Source organism: Gimibacter soli (genome assembly GCF_028463845.1).
Taxonomy (GTDB): Bacteria; Pseudomonadota; Alphaproteobacteria; order Sphingomonadales; family Kordiimonadaceae; genus Gimibacter; species Gimibacter soli.
In genome coordinates, this window is the sequence record NZ_CP116805.1 from 659,478 (window position 1) to 673,385 (window position 13,908).

The following is a 13,908-nucleotide window of genomic DNA, read 5'->3' on the forward strand; positions in this document are numbered from 1 at the left end:
AAAGGACCGCCATGCCGCCCTCTGACGCTGCCTTTGTGATCGCTATCGATGGCCCCGCCGCTGCGGGCAAGGGTACGCTCGCGCGCCGGCTGGCCGATCATTATGGCTTTGCCTTCCTTGATACCGGGTCGCTTTACCGCGCCGTCGGCCTGCAGATGATCATCGAGGGCAGCGATCTTGATGACGCCCAGAAAGCCACGGAAACCGCAGCCCGCCTTGATCTTGGCCTGATCGGCGACCCGCGCCTGAGGGCCGAGGAAACCGGCGGGGCGGCCTCCCGCGTGGCGGCGGTGCCGGGGGTGCGCGCTGCGCTTCTCGATTTCCAGCGGCAGTTTGCGGGGCATCCGCCGGGGGATACGGCTGGCGCGGTGCTCGATGGCCGTGATGTCGGTACGGTGATCTGCCCCGACGCGCCCGTGAAGCTGTTCGTGACGGCCTCCGCTGAGGAACGCGCCCGCCGCCGCACGCTTGAAATGGAGGGTCGCGGCGAGGCCGCTGACTATGCCGCCATTCTTGAAGACGTGAAGGCCCGCGACGCCCGCGACATGGGCCGCAAGGACGCCCCCCTGAAGCCCGCCGAAGATGCGCTCTTGCTTGATACGACCAATTTGGCTATAGACGCCGTGTTTTTACGGGCCAAGAGCTTCATCGATGGCAAGCTGTCCTCCAGAGACGGCGCCTGAGGCGAGACGGACGGGCTCCAATAATTCCGATGACCTGAGAGGGTGGTTTCCGGTGGATGCCGGAGACTGGCCCATTTGGTGTTTGAGGCCTGAATCGTACCCTGAGCCGGCAGGATGGTCCTGTCCGGGGGGAAACCGACGATCAGGAAGACCGCCGGACACAACCGGTTGGCAGGTAACCGAACAAAGGACCAAATATGAGCAACTTCAACCCGAGCCTCGCCGATTTCGAGGCAATGCTGAATGAAACCCTTCCCGCCGAAGGCGGCTTTGACGGCCAGGTCGTCAAAGGCAAGGTCGTCTCGATCGAGAACGACTTCGCAATCATCGATATCGGTCTCAAGGCCGAAGGTCGCGTTCCCCTGAAAGAATTCGCAGCTCCCGGCGCCCAGGCCGAAATCGCCGTTGGCGATGACGTCGAAGTGTTTGTCGAGCGCGTCGAGAACGCCCTTGGCGAAGCCATCCTGTCGCGTGACAAGGCTCGCCGCGAAGAAGCCTGGGAAACCCTCGAGAAATCGTTCGAAGGCGATGCCCGTGTCAACGGCGTCATCTTCGGTCGCGTCAAAGGCGGCTTCACCGTGGACCTCAACGGCGCCGTGGCATTCCTGCCGGGCAGCCAGGTCGACATCCGTCCGATCCGCGACATCACCCCGCTGATGAACATCAAGCAACCCTTCCAGATCCTGAAAATGGACCGTCGCCGTGGCAACATCGTTGTGTCGCGCCGCGCCGTGATGGAAGAAGATCGTGCTGGCCAGCGTGCTGAACTCCTTGGCAAGCTCAAGGAAGGCGACACCGTTGACGGCGTGGTCAAGAACATCACCGATTACGGTGCGTTCGTTGACCTCGGCGGCATCGATGGCCTGCTGCATGTCACCGACATCAGCTGGCGCCGTGTCAACCACCCGAGCGAAGTTCTCACTGTCGGTGAGACCGTGAAGGTTCAGGTTGTCCGCATCAACCCGGAAACCCAGCGCATCAGCCTCGGCATGAAGCAACTGGCGGACGATCCGTGGGATGGCATCGATGCCAAGTACCCGGTCAATGCCAAGTTCAAGGGCACCGTCACCAACATCACCGACTACGGCGCGTTCGTTGAGCTCGAAGCCGGTGTTGAAGGCCTCGTGCACGTTTCCGAAATGAGCTGGGTGAAGAAGAACGTCCATCCGGGCAAGATCGTCTCCACCAGCCAGGAAGTTGACGTGATGATCCTCGAGGTTGATCCCTCGAAGCGTCGCATCAGCCTCGGCCTCAAGCAGTGTGGCGAGAATCCGTGGGACGCCTTCTCGGCGAAATACCCGGCCGGCACCGAAATCGAAGGCGAAGTCAAGAACATCACCGAGTTCGGTCTGTTCATCGGCCTCGACGGCGACGTGGACGGCATGGTTCACCTTTCGGACCTCGATTGGGACCGTTCGGGCGAAGAAGCCATCCAGGACTTCAAGAAGGGCGACGTTGTCAAAGCTGTCGTTCTCGACGTCGATGTCTCGAAAGAGCGCATCAGCCTCGGCATCAAGCAACTCTCGGGTGATCCGTTCGCCAACGTCAAAGACCGCAAGCGTGGCGAGACCGTCACTTGCGTTGTCAAGGTTGTGAACGAGAACGGCATCGAGGTTGAAGTTGGCGATACCGGCATGACTTCGTTCATCCGTCGCGGCGATCTCGCCCGTGACCGTGGCGACCAGCGCCCCGAGCGTTTCGCTGTTGGTGACAAGGTCGACGCCATGATCACCGGCACCGACCGTTCGAGCCGCAAAGTCAATCTCTCGATCAAGGCTCTGGAAGTCGCAGAAGAGAAAGCTGCCGTCGAACAATATGGTTCGGCTGACAGCGGTGCTTCGCTCGGCGATATCCTGGGTGCCGCCCTCGAGAAAGCCAAGTCGGGCGAATAAGCCCCGACCGGCTGATCAAGCCATCACGAAAGGCCGTCCCGCACCGCGCGGGGCGGCCTTTTGCCTTTTTGTGGGGTGCCGGGAAGCGCCTTTTCAGCACATTTTGGGCCTGATGATCGGAAAGTCCTGTCATATGAAAGGCTTATCTTGACGATAGGCACTTTGGATGGCACGCTTGGGCCAAGGTCGTGACTGAGTCCGTTGCCGAAGATCGCCGTTGCTGCAAGGGCAGGCGTCCGCCACCGGGTTGACGCCCGGGGCCCAAGGGAGGTTCTGAATGATTAAGTCCGAGTTGATTGCCAAGATCGCCGAGGCGAATCCTCACCTCTACCACCGCGATGTCGAGCGCATCGTGTCCACGATTTTCGATGAAATCACGTCAGCGCTTGCGCGGGGCGACCGGGTCGAACTCCGCGGCTTCGGGGCTTTCTCGGTAAAGGAGCGGCCAGCCCGCACCGGGCGCAACCCGCGTACCGGCGATCAGGTGGACGTGGCCGAAAAGCGCGTGCCCTATTTCAAGACGGGCAAGGACCTGCGCGAGCGGCTGAACAAGTAACTCCCGGCCGGACCCTGACGTGACCGCCTTCATTGCACTGCTGCGACGCCTTTTCTGGGGCATCCTTGCTGTTCTCTTGGTCTTTTTCGCGATCAACAACCGCGCGCCGGTGACGATTGCGTTCGAGCCCTTCCCCTTCACCGTCACGATGCCGCTGTGGCTCGTGCTGTTTGTCGGCATCTTCATCGGCCTTGCTGTCGCCGGGATGGTGACAAGCTGGCTCCGGCTCAAGGGCTTCACGGCACGGCGCAAGGCGGAACGGCGGGCCAAATCGCTGGAAGGCGAGATGGCGGACCTCACTGCCCGCGCGCAGGATGCCGAGCGCAGCGCCACCGAAAATGCCATCGTGGTTGGACAGACGGGACCGGTGCGGCGCTGAGGGCTAATCGGTCTGGCTCTTGTCGTGCCGCCCGCCCTTCGCTATAGGACGCGGACGAGCGAACCGAGGAGACACGCCATGCCTTTTGAGCCGAAGACCCCAGCCGAACGCATCTTCTGTGCCCTCGACACCACCGACCCCGCCGCTGCAGCGGCCCTTGCCGCCAAACTCAAAGGCACGGTCGGCGGTATCAAGCTCGGCCTCGAATATTATTGCTCGACGGGGGCGGACGGCTTCAAGGCTGTGGCCCAGACCGGCATGCCGATCTTTCTGGACCTGAAGTTCCACGACATCCCGAACACGGTGGCCGGTGCGATCCGCGCTGTCGCTCCCCTCGCCCCGAAGATCCTGACGATCCACACGCAGGGCGGGCCGGAAATGATGCGCCGCGCCGCCGCAACCGCCGCCGAGGAAGCCGCCCGCCTCGGGGTCGAGCGCCCCGTCGTGGTGGCGGTGACGATCCTGACGAGCCTTGACGGGCGCGACCTCAATGCGATCGGCGTCGACCATGCGGTCGATGATCAGGTGGTGCGGCTCGCGGCCTTGGCCGACGAATGCGGTGTGGACGGTATCGTCTGCAGCCCAAAAGAAATCCGCCTTGTGCGCGCCGCCACGCGTGAGGACTTCACCCTTGTGGTGCCCGGCATCCGCCCCGCCGGCAGTGCCGTAGGCGACCAGAAGCGTGTGATGACCCCGAAAGAAGCGGTGGACGCGGGCGCCAGTGTGCTGGTGATCGGCCGCCCGATCACCGAAGCCGCCGACCCCGCCGCCGCTGCCAAGGCAATTGCCGCGTCGCTCTAACGCAGCTCTTTCCGGATCACCAGCTTCAGCCCGGACCAGACCGCATCGACGGCGCACACTTTCACGTCCACAAGGCCTTTGGGCAGAACATCGGCGCGGATCGTGTCTTCAGTAATGTCGGTCGACACTTTCGAGGCTTTCTTCGGCCACGACAGCCAGATCATGCCGTCATGTTTAATGGCGGCGATCAGGCTTGGCAGGTCTGCCTGTATGGCAGCCCTTTCGGTATAGAAAGCATGGATGAAGTCGGCATTGCCAGCGGCAAGGCCAGCTTCTTCAATTGGCTGCGGCATCGGGGCCATCAGGGCGGGATAGTGGTCGGGCGGGTTCACGAACACCGCGCGCATGCCGGACCTCAGCCCGAGCTTCGCGGCAAGCGGTTTGCCGGAATATCCCGCCGTTGCCGTCACGGCACCCTCACCAAGGACACGTCGGTCAGCCGGGTGAAGCCGGTCGGTAGGGCCTTTTCAGCCGGAATGTCCGCCGCCTTGGCATAGGTAACGCCGTTATCGACGCTGACGAAACGGGTAACGGGCTTGTCGGCCTCGACGATAGGCAGGCAAAGATACCGGCTGCGCACCGGCGTTTGGCCGCTGACCACGCGTCGTTCCACAAAGCCGACCGATCCACAGGGCGTGGCGGCCATCCTGGCAAACATCTGGCGGATGAAATCGCGGTGGCTTTCCACATACACCTCAATGAAGTCCTTTGGCAGACCGCTTGCGGTCGCCTCGCGCTCCTTGATGTTGGCGCCGACGAAGCTTGCAGACAGGTTGCCTTCTTCAAAGCTGAAGATCATGCATTTCGCGGCGAACGCCTTGTCGGCGGCGAGGATGTCCAGAAGGTCGGGCGCGCCGTCATGCTTGTGCCAGAGGTCCCACAGGCGGCGGCGCGGGACAGAAAGGCTGCTTGTATCAAGCGGGCGGAAGGTCAGGTTTTTCGGCATGATGGGCCTGTCAAACTCGTTACAAATATACGCGGATTGCTGGTCTGGCGGAAGGCCTACCTTATTGGACGCGCTGCACCATGAAGCCTTTTTGTTGCAGCAGTTCAACAAGTGATTCCTTGCCGACAAGGTGCCCGGCGCCGACAGCGACCATGATGGTGCCCGGTCGTTGCATGCGGCCCGCCAGTGCCTCCGCCCATGTGCGGTTGCGGTCATGGAGGATACGGTCGGCAAGTTCGGGCGATTCTGCCATCGATTCGTTCAGCACTTCATCAAGGGTTACGGTGTCGCCGGTTGCCCACGCTTTTTCCATCCGCGCGAAATAGCCTTCGGCATCGTTCAGGTCGCGCAGGGTGACGAGAAGGAGGGTGCGTTCCTCTTCGGGCGTCAGCTCCCCGAAGAGGCTTGCCTGAAAGGCCGCGGTTTCAAGCCCGGCGACAGGCATGCCGCGGCGGGTGGCTTCGTCAGCCAGGGATTTGTCCGCGCCGGAGCTCGGGTCATAGCCCGCCCGCACAAGCGTGACGACACTCAGGGACATGCTGGTGAACCACGGTCGGGCCTGATCGAAGGCACCATCAGGCAGGCCAAGGGTGCGCGAAACTCGCATCACATCGCTATAAAGGCCTTCGCCAACGGCATTGCGCAGTGTTTCGCCCTCGGGCAGGCGGCCGGCAGTAGCCATCAGCGGGCCGGCGGCGGCGATCTGGTCGGGGGCGAGCTCCAGCATCAGGCCATTGGATGCCCCGAGCGCATCGGTGAGCGTCGGCGTCACCCAGTTGGTGCCCTTCTTGATCAGATGCAGCGTGCCGAACAGGTAAATCGTCGTGTCCTCATCCGCCATCTTCCACAGGGCAGGTCCTTCCGCCCGGACGGGCAAGGCGGCAAAGATGATCAGGAAAACCAGCGATAAACGGCGGAAAAGGTTCATTTCAGGACACTTTCTTCTGCATTCTGCGACACACAGGTTCACATTCTTCTACGCTGCAGCCATCATCGCAAGCGCTGTGCCAGATAAGAATGCGGCGTTGAGGGGAGTTTGATGTTCAATCATGTAAAAATATGGGCCGGTGCGGCCCTTTTTCTGGTCGCGGGTGCGGCAGAGGCCCAGTCGGTCAAGGTGAATGTGGATGCTTCCTACGCCCAGTATCTTCTGGACATGGTCTGTTCCGGCAAAGCGGTGGATGAGGCGTATCTGAGGGCTTTGCCGGTGTTGCAGGGCCAGATCAAACACCATTCCGAAGTCCAGCCGCTGCGCAATATGGACTCTTTCCTCGCCGGACTGAAGGACGCGTCCGACTGCAAAGTACCGGAGAAGGATCTCTTCCGTTTCGGAGCGCTGGTGAAGGAGAAGGCCAAGTTTCAGGCAGCGGTTGATTTTTTCAAGGCGCGCGATGCCGAAATCGGCGCGTATATAGTGGACAAGGTAAGTCCCTATGTTCCGGCGGGCCTCGATTACACCGGCAATCTGGTGCTTTCAGTTGTCGGCAACCCGTGCGGCGGGTTTGCCACAAGCGGCTATTTCTACCTCGCGCTCAACTGCCTGAAGGAAAATACCGAGGGTGAGTATGCGGCCGCCAAGGTGGTGTCCGCGCATGAGGTTTATCACGACATCCAATACAGGTTTTTCTATCCGGTACCGCTTGAAATGGGTGAGGTGAAAACGCGGGATCAGGCTTTCACCTACATTTTCAAAGGGCTACTGCACGAGGGCACGGCGGAATATGTGGCGAACAGCCATGAAATGGCAGGCGAGGGGACGCTGACCGACACGCTGAACCAGTTTTCGGCGGCGGGTTACGCGCAGCTTTCGCTCAACACCCGCTTTTTCAGCGACAGCGCAGATATCCTGATGGGCGGCGATGATATCGAGCGGCGGACAAAGGATGTGTTCTTCCTCGGGCTGACTGGTATCGGCCGGCAGGCGTTTTACTATGTGGGCGCAGGCATGGCGCGCCATATTGAAACGGCCTACGGCCGTCCCGCTCTTCTTTGCGTTATGAAACAGCCGCCTGAGCAGTTCGTGAGGGCTTATCAGCAGGCGGTGGCGAAGGCGCCCGGAGAAGGGACCGAGCCCATGGGTAGCACGATGATGGCTGCGGCAAACCGGCTGAGCGATACCCGGGATGCGAAGCTCAGGTTCGAGGCCTGTCGTTCCTGATGGCCCCGGGGTGCCCCAAAACGCCTGAATCCCCTTGCATTCGGGTTCTCTCGAGTCTATAAGGCCGCTTCTCAAAGCGAGGCTTCCGGCTGATAAATGGGCTGCCGTGGGGCTTCAGAAGCGAAACCTGAACTGAAAAGTGAGGACAGCAAATGCCCAAGATGAAAACTAAATCGAGCGTGAAAAAGCGCTTCTCCACGACCGCCACTGGCAAGGTCCGCGCTACGCAAGCCGGCAAACAGCACGGCATGATCAAGCGCACCAACAAGCAGATCCGTAACCAGCGCGGCACCACCATCCTCGCGGAATGCGATGCGAACATCGTTCGCCAGTTCATTCCTTACGGTCTGAAATAAGAAGGTCAGGAGAAGTATAAATGGCACGCGTTACTCGTGGTTTGACGTCCCACGCACGTCACAAAAAAGTTCTTGAAGCCGCCAAAGGTTACCGTGGTCGTCGCAAGAATACGATCAAGGTTGCCCGTCAGGCAGTAGAGAAAGCCGGTCAGTACGCTTACCGCGACCGCAAGGCTCGCAAGCGTAACTTCCGCGCCCTGTGGATCCAGCGTATCAACGCCGGTGCCCGCGCTCTCGGCCTGCCCTACGGCCAGTTCATGCACGGCCTGCAGCTCGCTGGTGTCGAGCTCGACCGCAAGGTTCTCTCGGACCTCGCGATCCATGAGCCGACTGCGTTTGAAGCGCTGGTGAATCAGGCCAAGGCTGCCCTCACCAAGTAAGGCGCTGGCGCGCACTAGCCGCGCTACGCAGAGGAAATCAGAGGGGGCCGGGCGTCATGTCTGGCCCCTTTTGCTTGTCCGGGCTTTATTCGCCCACGGTCAGCGGCTATAGATCGCCGACCACCGATTTTCACCCACCAATTTTGCGGGGACAGGATGCAGAGCGAGATCGATCGGCTGAAAACCGAGCTCACCGCCGCCATCGAAGCGGCAGGAGACCTCGGCGCGCTCGAGGAAGTACGGGTCGCGGCCCTTGGCAAGAAGGGCAGCGTGTCTGGCCTCATGAAGAATCTGGGCGGCATGAGCCCCGAGGAACGTCAGGTCATGGGCCCGGCGCTCAATGGCCTGAAGGACCTCGTTGGCGACCTGATCGGCACCAAGAAGGACGCCCTTGAGGGTGCGGCCATGGATGCCCGTCTCGCTGGTGAACGCGTGGACGTGTCGCTCCCTGTGATGGGCCGCCCGCAAGGCACCATCCATCCGATCAGTCAGGTGATGGACGAGATTGCCGAGATTTTCGCGAACCTCGGTTTCGATGTCGCGGAAGGCCCCGATCTCGAAAGCGACTTCCACAATTTCACCGCGCTCAATATCCCGGAAACGCACCCCGCCCGGCAGATGCACGATACCTTCTATCTGAAGCCGGACGAAAACGGCGAGCGCAAGGTCCTGCGCACGCACACGAGCCCGGTGCAGATCCGCACGATGCTGTCGAAACAGCCGCCGATCCGCATCATTGCGCCCGGCCGTACGTATCGTTCTGATTCGGATGCGACCCACACGCCGATGTTCCATCAGGTCGAAGGCCTTGTGATCGACACCGACACGCATCTCGGGCACCTCAAAGGCACGCTCGAAGCCTTCCTGAAGGCTTTCTTCGAGGTGGACGCAGTGACCCTGCGCCTGCGCCCCAGCTATTTCCCCTTCACCGAACCCTCGATGGAAGTGGATGTGCAATGCTCGTTCGATGGCGGCACCGTGAAAATCGGCGACGGCAACGACTGGCTCGAAATTCTCGGCTCCGGCATGGTGCACCCGAAGGTGCTCGAGGCCTGCAACCTCGACCCCGCCAAATATCAGGGCTTCGCCTTCGGCTGCGGGATCGACCGTCTGGCCATGCTGAAATACGGCATGAATGACCTTCGCGCCTTCTTCGATGCCGATCTGCGCTGGCTCAAACATTATGGTTTCCGCACGCTCGCCATGCCGACGCTTGCAGGAGGGCTCTCCCAATGAAATTCACCCTTTCCTGGCTGAAGGATCACCTTGAAACGTCGGCGAGCCTCGACGAGATCCTGAAAACCCTGAATGCCATCGGCCTTGAGGTCGAAGGCGTTGAAAACCCGGCTGAAAAACTTGGCGCCTTCAAGGTTGCCGAAGTGATCGAGGCCGTGCCGCATCCGGACGCCGACAAGCTGCGTGTTTGCACGGTCAACACCGGCACGGAAACCATCACGGTCGTTTGCGGTGCGCCCAACGCGCGTACCGGCATGAAGGCTGTGCTCGGCCGCCCCGGCGACTATGTGCCCGGCCTTGATGTGACGCTCGCTCTCCGCAAGGTGCGCGGTGTGGAATCGAACGGCATGATGTGCTCGTCCGCCGAGCTGGAACTTGGCGACGACAGCTACGGCATCATCGACCTGCCCGCTGACGCACCCGTTGGTGCCACCTATGTGGATTATGCCGGCCTCAATGACCCGGTTATCGAGATCGCCATCACGCCGAACCGTCAGGATTGCCTCGGCATCCATGGCATCGCCCGCGATCTGGCCGCTGCCGGCCTCGGCACGCTGAAGCCTTACAAGGTACCGGCGATTGCCGGCGGCTTTGAAAGCCCCGTGCAGGTTGCGGTGAAGGGCGACGGCACGCCCTATTACATCGGCTATTATGTCAAGGGCGTGAAGAACGGCGCGAGCCCGGCCTGGGTTCAGAAACGCCTGAAGGCCATTGGCCTGCGGCCCATCTCGGCGCTTGTCGATATCACCAACTATATCTCCTACGATTTCGGCCGCCCGCTGCACGTCTATGACGCTGCGAAAGTCACCGGCACCATCGTCACCCGCGCGGCCGAGAAGGGCGAAAGCTTCCTCGCGCTCAATGACGCTACCTACACCGCTGAAGGCGGCGAGGCGGTGATCGCGGACGACAAGGGTGTTCTCGGCTTTGCCGGCATCATCGGCGGCGACGCCAGCGGTGTCAGCGAAACGACGACCGACGTGATCCTTGAAATCGGCTATTTCGAGCCGATCCGGGCGGCCCTCACCGGCCGCGCCCACAATGTGTTCACCGATGCGCGCTACCGCGCCGAGCGCGGCCTTGATGCGCACTTCATGGAAGACGGGGCGAAAATCGCCGTGCAGATGATCCTCGATTTCTGCGGCGGCGAGGCTTCGAAGCCGTTTGTGGATGGCACCCTGCCGGTGTTCGACCGCACTGTGCCTTTCCGCTCGGGCCGTGTGGCGTCGCTTGGCGGGCTCGATGTGCCCGTGAACCAGAGCCTCTCGATCCTCGAAAAGCTTGGCTTCCAGGTGGAAGGCAACGACCCCTTCACCGTCCGTGTGCCTTCGTGGCGGCGTGACGTGGAAGGCGAGGCCGATATCGTCGAGGAAGTGCTCAGGATCGTCGGCTACGACAATATCCCGTCGGCACAGCTGCCCGCGACCGACCACAAGGCCGGCACCACGCTGTCCGACCGTCAGAAGCGCGCTCGTGCGGCCAAGCGTCGGCTGGCCGGTGAAGGCCTATACGAGGCGGTTACCTGGAGCTTCATGAAGCGCGAGCACGCGGTGCATTTCGGCGGTGGCGGCGATGATCTCATCGTTGATAACCCGATCAGCTCCGAGCTCGATTGCATGCGCCCGAGCGTGCTGCCGAACCTCCTGAAGGCGGCGCAGCGCAATCGCGACCGCGGGGTCGAGGCTGTGGCGCTGTTTGAGGTTGGCCCGGTCTACGAAAACGCCGAGGACGCCGGCCAGCTTCTGGTTGCCGGCGGCGTGCGCACGGGCCAAACGGGGGCTCGTCACTGGGCGGTGAAAGCCAAGGCCGTTGACGTGTTCGACGCCAAGGCTGACGCCATCGCGGCGCTTGAAGCCGTCGGTGCGCCGGTCGCCAACCTGCAGGTCTTCACCGAAAGCGCGCCCTGGTACCATCCGGGCCGCTCGGGCACCCTGCGCCTTGGGCCCAAAACGGTTCTGGCCGCGTTCGGTGAACTGCATCCGCGTGTCCTGAAGGAACTGGATGTGGACGGCCCGGCGGTTGGTTTCGAGGTCTATCTTGACCGCGTGCCGACGCCGAAAAAGGCTGGGCCGGGCAAAGGCGCGCTGGAGATTTCGAACCTGCAGCCCGTGTCGCGCGATTTCGCCTTCCTGATGGCAGCCGACAAGCCGGTGGCCGACCTTGTGAAAGCCGTGAAGGGTGCCGACAAGGTCTTCATCACCGATGTGGGCGTGTTTGACCTTTACGAAGGCAAGGGCGTGCCCGAGGGCGAGAAATCGGTGGCGATCAGCGTGGCGCTGGAGCCGAAGGACGAGACTTTCTCGGACAAGGCAATCGAGGCGATTGGCGCCAAGATCATCGCGGCAGCTGAAAAAGCGGTGGGCGCGCGGCTCCGGACCTGACCCATATCGGGAATTTCCCGCCGTTTCCAATAACCTGCATCGATCGGGGCTTGCATTATGGCCCCGATCCGTTTTCTTATGGTGCATGGGGAACGGTTGCGGGGGGCGCCGGCGACGGTCGCTCCCGTGTGTGCGGAAGTAAAACGTGGCTGAGAAGGCGAAGGGTTCGAAAACGAAACTGCCGCTAAAATGGCGTTTGAAAGCTTGGTGGGAGGGCTATGACCCTGCTGAGCTTGAAAAGCGTTATCTTGCCAGCCTGCCGCCGGAAGACGCGCCGCCCGCTGCGCCGCCTGCACCGAAAAAGCCTGCAGAAGCACCGAAGCCTGCCGCTCTTGCCACGACGGTCGAGGAAATCGACCCTGTCCAGAATGCAGCCGACCGCATCAATATCGCCCAGTATATCTGGGGCGAGGGATATTGCGGCCCCGGCGGGCCCGACTATATCGTCGCGCTGTCGAAGCTTCTCGCGCTGTCGCCTGAAATGTCCATGCTGTTTCTGTCTGCCGGCCTTGGCGGGCCTGCCCGCGTGCTTGCCGACAAGTTCGGCGTATGGGTGACGGGCTATGAAGAAGACGAGCATCTGGCAGCCAAGGCCAAGGAACTGTCAAAGATGGCCGGCATGGAGCGCAAGGCCGCTGTCGAGCATTATGTTCCGAACAGCGAGTTTCAGGGCTTCGACCGCAAGTTTGACCGGGCGATGGCCAAGGAAGCGCTATACACGGTCGAGGACAAGGATGCCCTTATCGCCCATGTGGAAGACAAGCTGAAGCCGGGCGGCCTGTTCCTTATCACCGATTATGTGATTGCCGAGGATTCGGTCGTCGCCAAGGAAAACTTCCGCGAATGGAAGGTGGCTGAACGCTCCACACCCTATATGGTCACGCCGAAGGAGCTTGAGGCCAAGCTGAAGAATGTGCGCATGCAGGTGCGGGTGTCCGAAGATATCACCGCCCAGTATGTGGAAATGATCAACAAGGCCTGGGCCGGTGCGGATGAAGTTGCCGCGAAGCTGGCCAAGCTTGATGATGGCGCCCGCCTTATTCAGGTGCTGATGCGCGAGGCCGAATACTGGACCCGCCGCAAGTCGCTTCTGGAATCCGGCGACATGCGCCTGTGGCGGATCGTGGCGAACAAGAAGGCTGGCGGACCGTCGATGATGTCCGACTGGTAGGGAACTATCTGGCCGTTCTGGCCAGATAGATGCCGGCAAAGATGGCGAGTGCGCCGATACCCTGCAGGGCGCCGAGGGCTTCCCCGAACAGAATGAAGGCAAGGAGTGCCGCAACAACAGGCTGGATCAGCAATGTTGCCGCCCCGACCGCTGCCCGCACATGGGCAAGCCCGTAAACGATCAGCCCCTGCCCCAGAACGTGCGTGACGACGGCGAGGCCGACAAGCGGCCACCAGGCGGCAAGGCCCGTCGGCCACGTGGCGCCGTCTTCCATCATCGCAAGCGGGAAAAGGAACAGGCAGGTCGTCACGCTTGTCCCGATCATCACGGCGAGCGTGGAAATGCGCGTCCGGATCCGCGAGGTTGAAAGGATATAGCCCGCATAGCCAACAGCCGCCGCGATGCCGAGGAGATCACCCGTGATATAGGCGGGGTTGAGCTCGGCATTCTGGCCGACGAGCATCCCCATGCCGGCAAGGCAAAGGGTGAGGCCACCGAGGAAGCGCCGCCCGAAGCGCTCGCCAAAGAACAGGAAACCCCCAAGCGAGGTGAAGACCACGGCAAGGTTGGCGAGGAGCGTTGCGTTCGCCACCGTCGTCTTCTGCACCGACCAGTGCCAGAAGCCGAGATCGATGGCGAGCCAAAGGCCAACCAGAAGCAGCGGGCCGAAATAGCGCAGCGTATCCTGCACGGCCTGTCGCACTGCCGCCACGCCGCCGGTGGCGAACCCCCAGAGGAGGGCAGCGGGCAATGCCAGCGCCATGCGCCAGAAGGCGGCGGAGGCCGGGGTGACGGTTGAATAGCGCATCCAGATGGGCGCCGTGCCGATGGCGACCGCCCCTGCAATCAGCGCCAAAAAAGCTTTGCGGTCGAGATTGTTCGCGCTATCCATACAGGCAGTTCCCCGAGACCAAACAAACACGCCGGTATCACGGCAGTATGAACATCCGCAAGCCTTGAAAGTCGGGT

Annotated in this window: 15 protein-coding genes; 11 read left to right on the forward strand and 4 right to left on the reverse strand. The window is 61.7% G+C overall.

The annotated features are described in order from the left end of the window. The first annotated feature begins 11 nt into the window (after positions 1 to 11). The 5 genes from cmk (at position 12) to pyrF (ending at position 4,311) form a co-directional block, all read left to right on the forward strand. Complete coding sequence (gene cmk / locus PH603_RS03105; protein WP_289504465.1) at positions 12 to 683, forward strand: (d)CMP kinase; 672 nt, start codon at positions 12 to 14, stop codon at positions 681 to 683. 197 nt (positions 684 to 880) lie between these two features. Further along, complete coding sequence (gene rpsA, locus PH603_RS03110; protein WP_289504466.1) at positions 881 to 2,575, forward strand: 30S ribosomal protein S1; 1,695 nt, start codon at positions 881 to 883, stop codon at positions 2,573 to 2,575. 277 nt (positions 2,576 to 2,852) lie between these two features. Next, positions 2,853 to 3,131 (forward strand): integration host factor subunit beta, encoded by a 279-nt coding sequence (locus PH603_RS03115; RefSeq protein ID WP_289504467.1) that lies wholly within the window; start codon positions 2,853 to 2,855, stop codon positions 3,129 to 3,131. A gap of 19 nt (positions 3,132 to 3,150) precedes the next feature. Further along, on the forward strand, positions 3,151 to 3,510 hold the full coding sequence (locus PH603_RS03120; RefSeq protein WP_289504468.1) for a lipopolysaccharide assembly protein LapA domain-containing protein: 360 nt from the start codon (positions 3,151 to 3,153) through the stop codon (positions 3,508 to 3,510). A gap of 78 nt (positions 3,511 to 3,588) precedes the next feature. Next, positions 3,589 to 4,311 carry an orotidine-5'-phosphate decarboxylase gene (pyrF, locus tag PH603_RS03125; RefSeq protein WP_289504469.1) on the forward strand — a complete coding sequence of 241 codons (723 nt, stop codon included), beginning with the start codon at positions 3,589 to 3,591 and terminating at the stop codon, positions 4,309 to 4,311. Here the strand turns inward: pyrF and PH603_RS03130 are convergent. The 3 genes from PH603_RS03130 to PH603_RS03140 all read right to left on the reverse strand — a co-directional run bounded on the left by PH603_RS03130 (position 4,308) and on the right by PH603_RS03140 (position 6,185). Further along, positions 4,308 to 4,721 carry a DUF3052 domain-containing protein gene (locus tag PH603_RS03130; RefSeq protein ID WP_289504470.1) on the reverse strand — a complete coding sequence of 138 codons (414 nt, stop codon included), beginning with the start codon at positions 4,719 to 4,721 and terminating at the stop codon, positions 4,308 to 4,310. The genes pyrF and PH603_RS03130 overlap by 4 nt on opposite strands. Continuing rightward, positions 4,718 to 5,257 (reverse strand): hypothetical protein, encoded by a 540-nt coding sequence (locus PH603_RS03135; RefSeq protein WP_289504471.1) that lies wholly within the window; start codon positions 5,255 to 5,257, stop codon positions 4,718 to 4,720. The genes PH603_RS03130 and PH603_RS03135 overlap by 4 nt, the downstream gene beginning before the upstream one ends. Before the next feature lie 61 nt (positions 5,258 to 5,318). Next, a complete protein-coding gene (locus PH603_RS03140; protein ID WP_289504472.1) occupies positions 5,319 to 6,185 on the reverse strand; it encodes a TraB/GumN family protein in 867 nt (288 codons plus the stop codon). Between the two features lie 195 nt (positions 6,186 to 6,380). Here PH603_RS03140 and PH603_RS03145 point away from each other — a divergent pair, with 195 nt between their 5' ends. From PH603_RS03145 to PH603_RS03170, 6 genes are all read left to right on the forward strand, one after another. Next, a complete protein-coding gene (locus tag PH603_RS03145; protein ID WP_289504473.1) occupies positions 6,381 to 7,415 on the forward strand; it encodes a DUF5700 domain-containing putative Zn-dependent protease in 1,035 nt (344 codons plus the stop codon). A gap of 152 nt (positions 7,416 to 7,567) precedes the next feature. Continuing rightward, positions 7,568 to 7,771 (forward strand): 50S ribosomal protein L35, encoded by a 204-nt coding sequence (rpmI, locus tag PH603_RS03150; RefSeq protein WP_289504474.1) that lies wholly within the window; start codon positions 7,568 to 7,570, stop codon positions 7,769 to 7,771. Between the two features lie 20 nt (positions 7,772 to 7,791). Then, positions 7,792 to 8,151, forward strand: coding sequence for a 50S ribosomal protein L20 (gene rplT / locus PH603_RS03155; protein WP_289504475.1), 360 nt, complete (start codon positions 7,792 to 7,794; stop codon positions 8,149 to 8,151). Positions 8,152 to 8,307: 156 nt separating this feature from the next. Continuing rightward, positions 8,308 to 9,387 carry a phenylalanine--tRNA ligase subunit alpha gene (pheS, locus tag PH603_RS03160; protein WP_289504476.1) on the forward strand — a complete coding sequence of 360 codons (1,080 nt, stop codon included), beginning with the start codon at positions 8,308 to 8,310 and terminating at the stop codon, positions 9,385 to 9,387. Beyond that, a complete protein-coding gene (pheT, locus tag PH603_RS03165) occupies positions 9,384 to 11,768 on the forward strand; it encodes a phenylalanine--tRNA ligase subunit beta (protein ID WP_289504477.1) in 2,385 nt (794 codons plus the stop codon). The genes pheS and pheT overlap by 4 nt, the downstream gene beginning before the upstream one ends. Positions 11,769 to 11,913: 145 nt before the next feature. Further along, positions 11,914 to 12,939: a methyltransferase domain-containing protein gene (locus tag PH603_RS03170; protein ID WP_289504478.1), complete on the forward strand. Its 1,026-nt coding sequence runs from the start codon at positions 11,914 to 11,916 to the stop codon at positions 12,937 to 12,939. A 4-nt stretch (positions 12,940 to 12,943) separates the two neighbouring features. Here the strand turns inward: PH603_RS03170 and PH603_RS03175 are convergent, their stop codons facing one another. After that, positions 12,944 to 13,831: a DMT family transporter gene (locus tag PH603_RS03175; RefSeq protein WP_289504479.1), complete on the reverse strand. Its 888-nt coding sequence runs from the start codon at positions 13,829 to 13,831 to the stop codon at positions 12,944 to 12,946. Between the last annotated feature and the right edge of the window lie 77 nt (positions 13,832 to 13,908).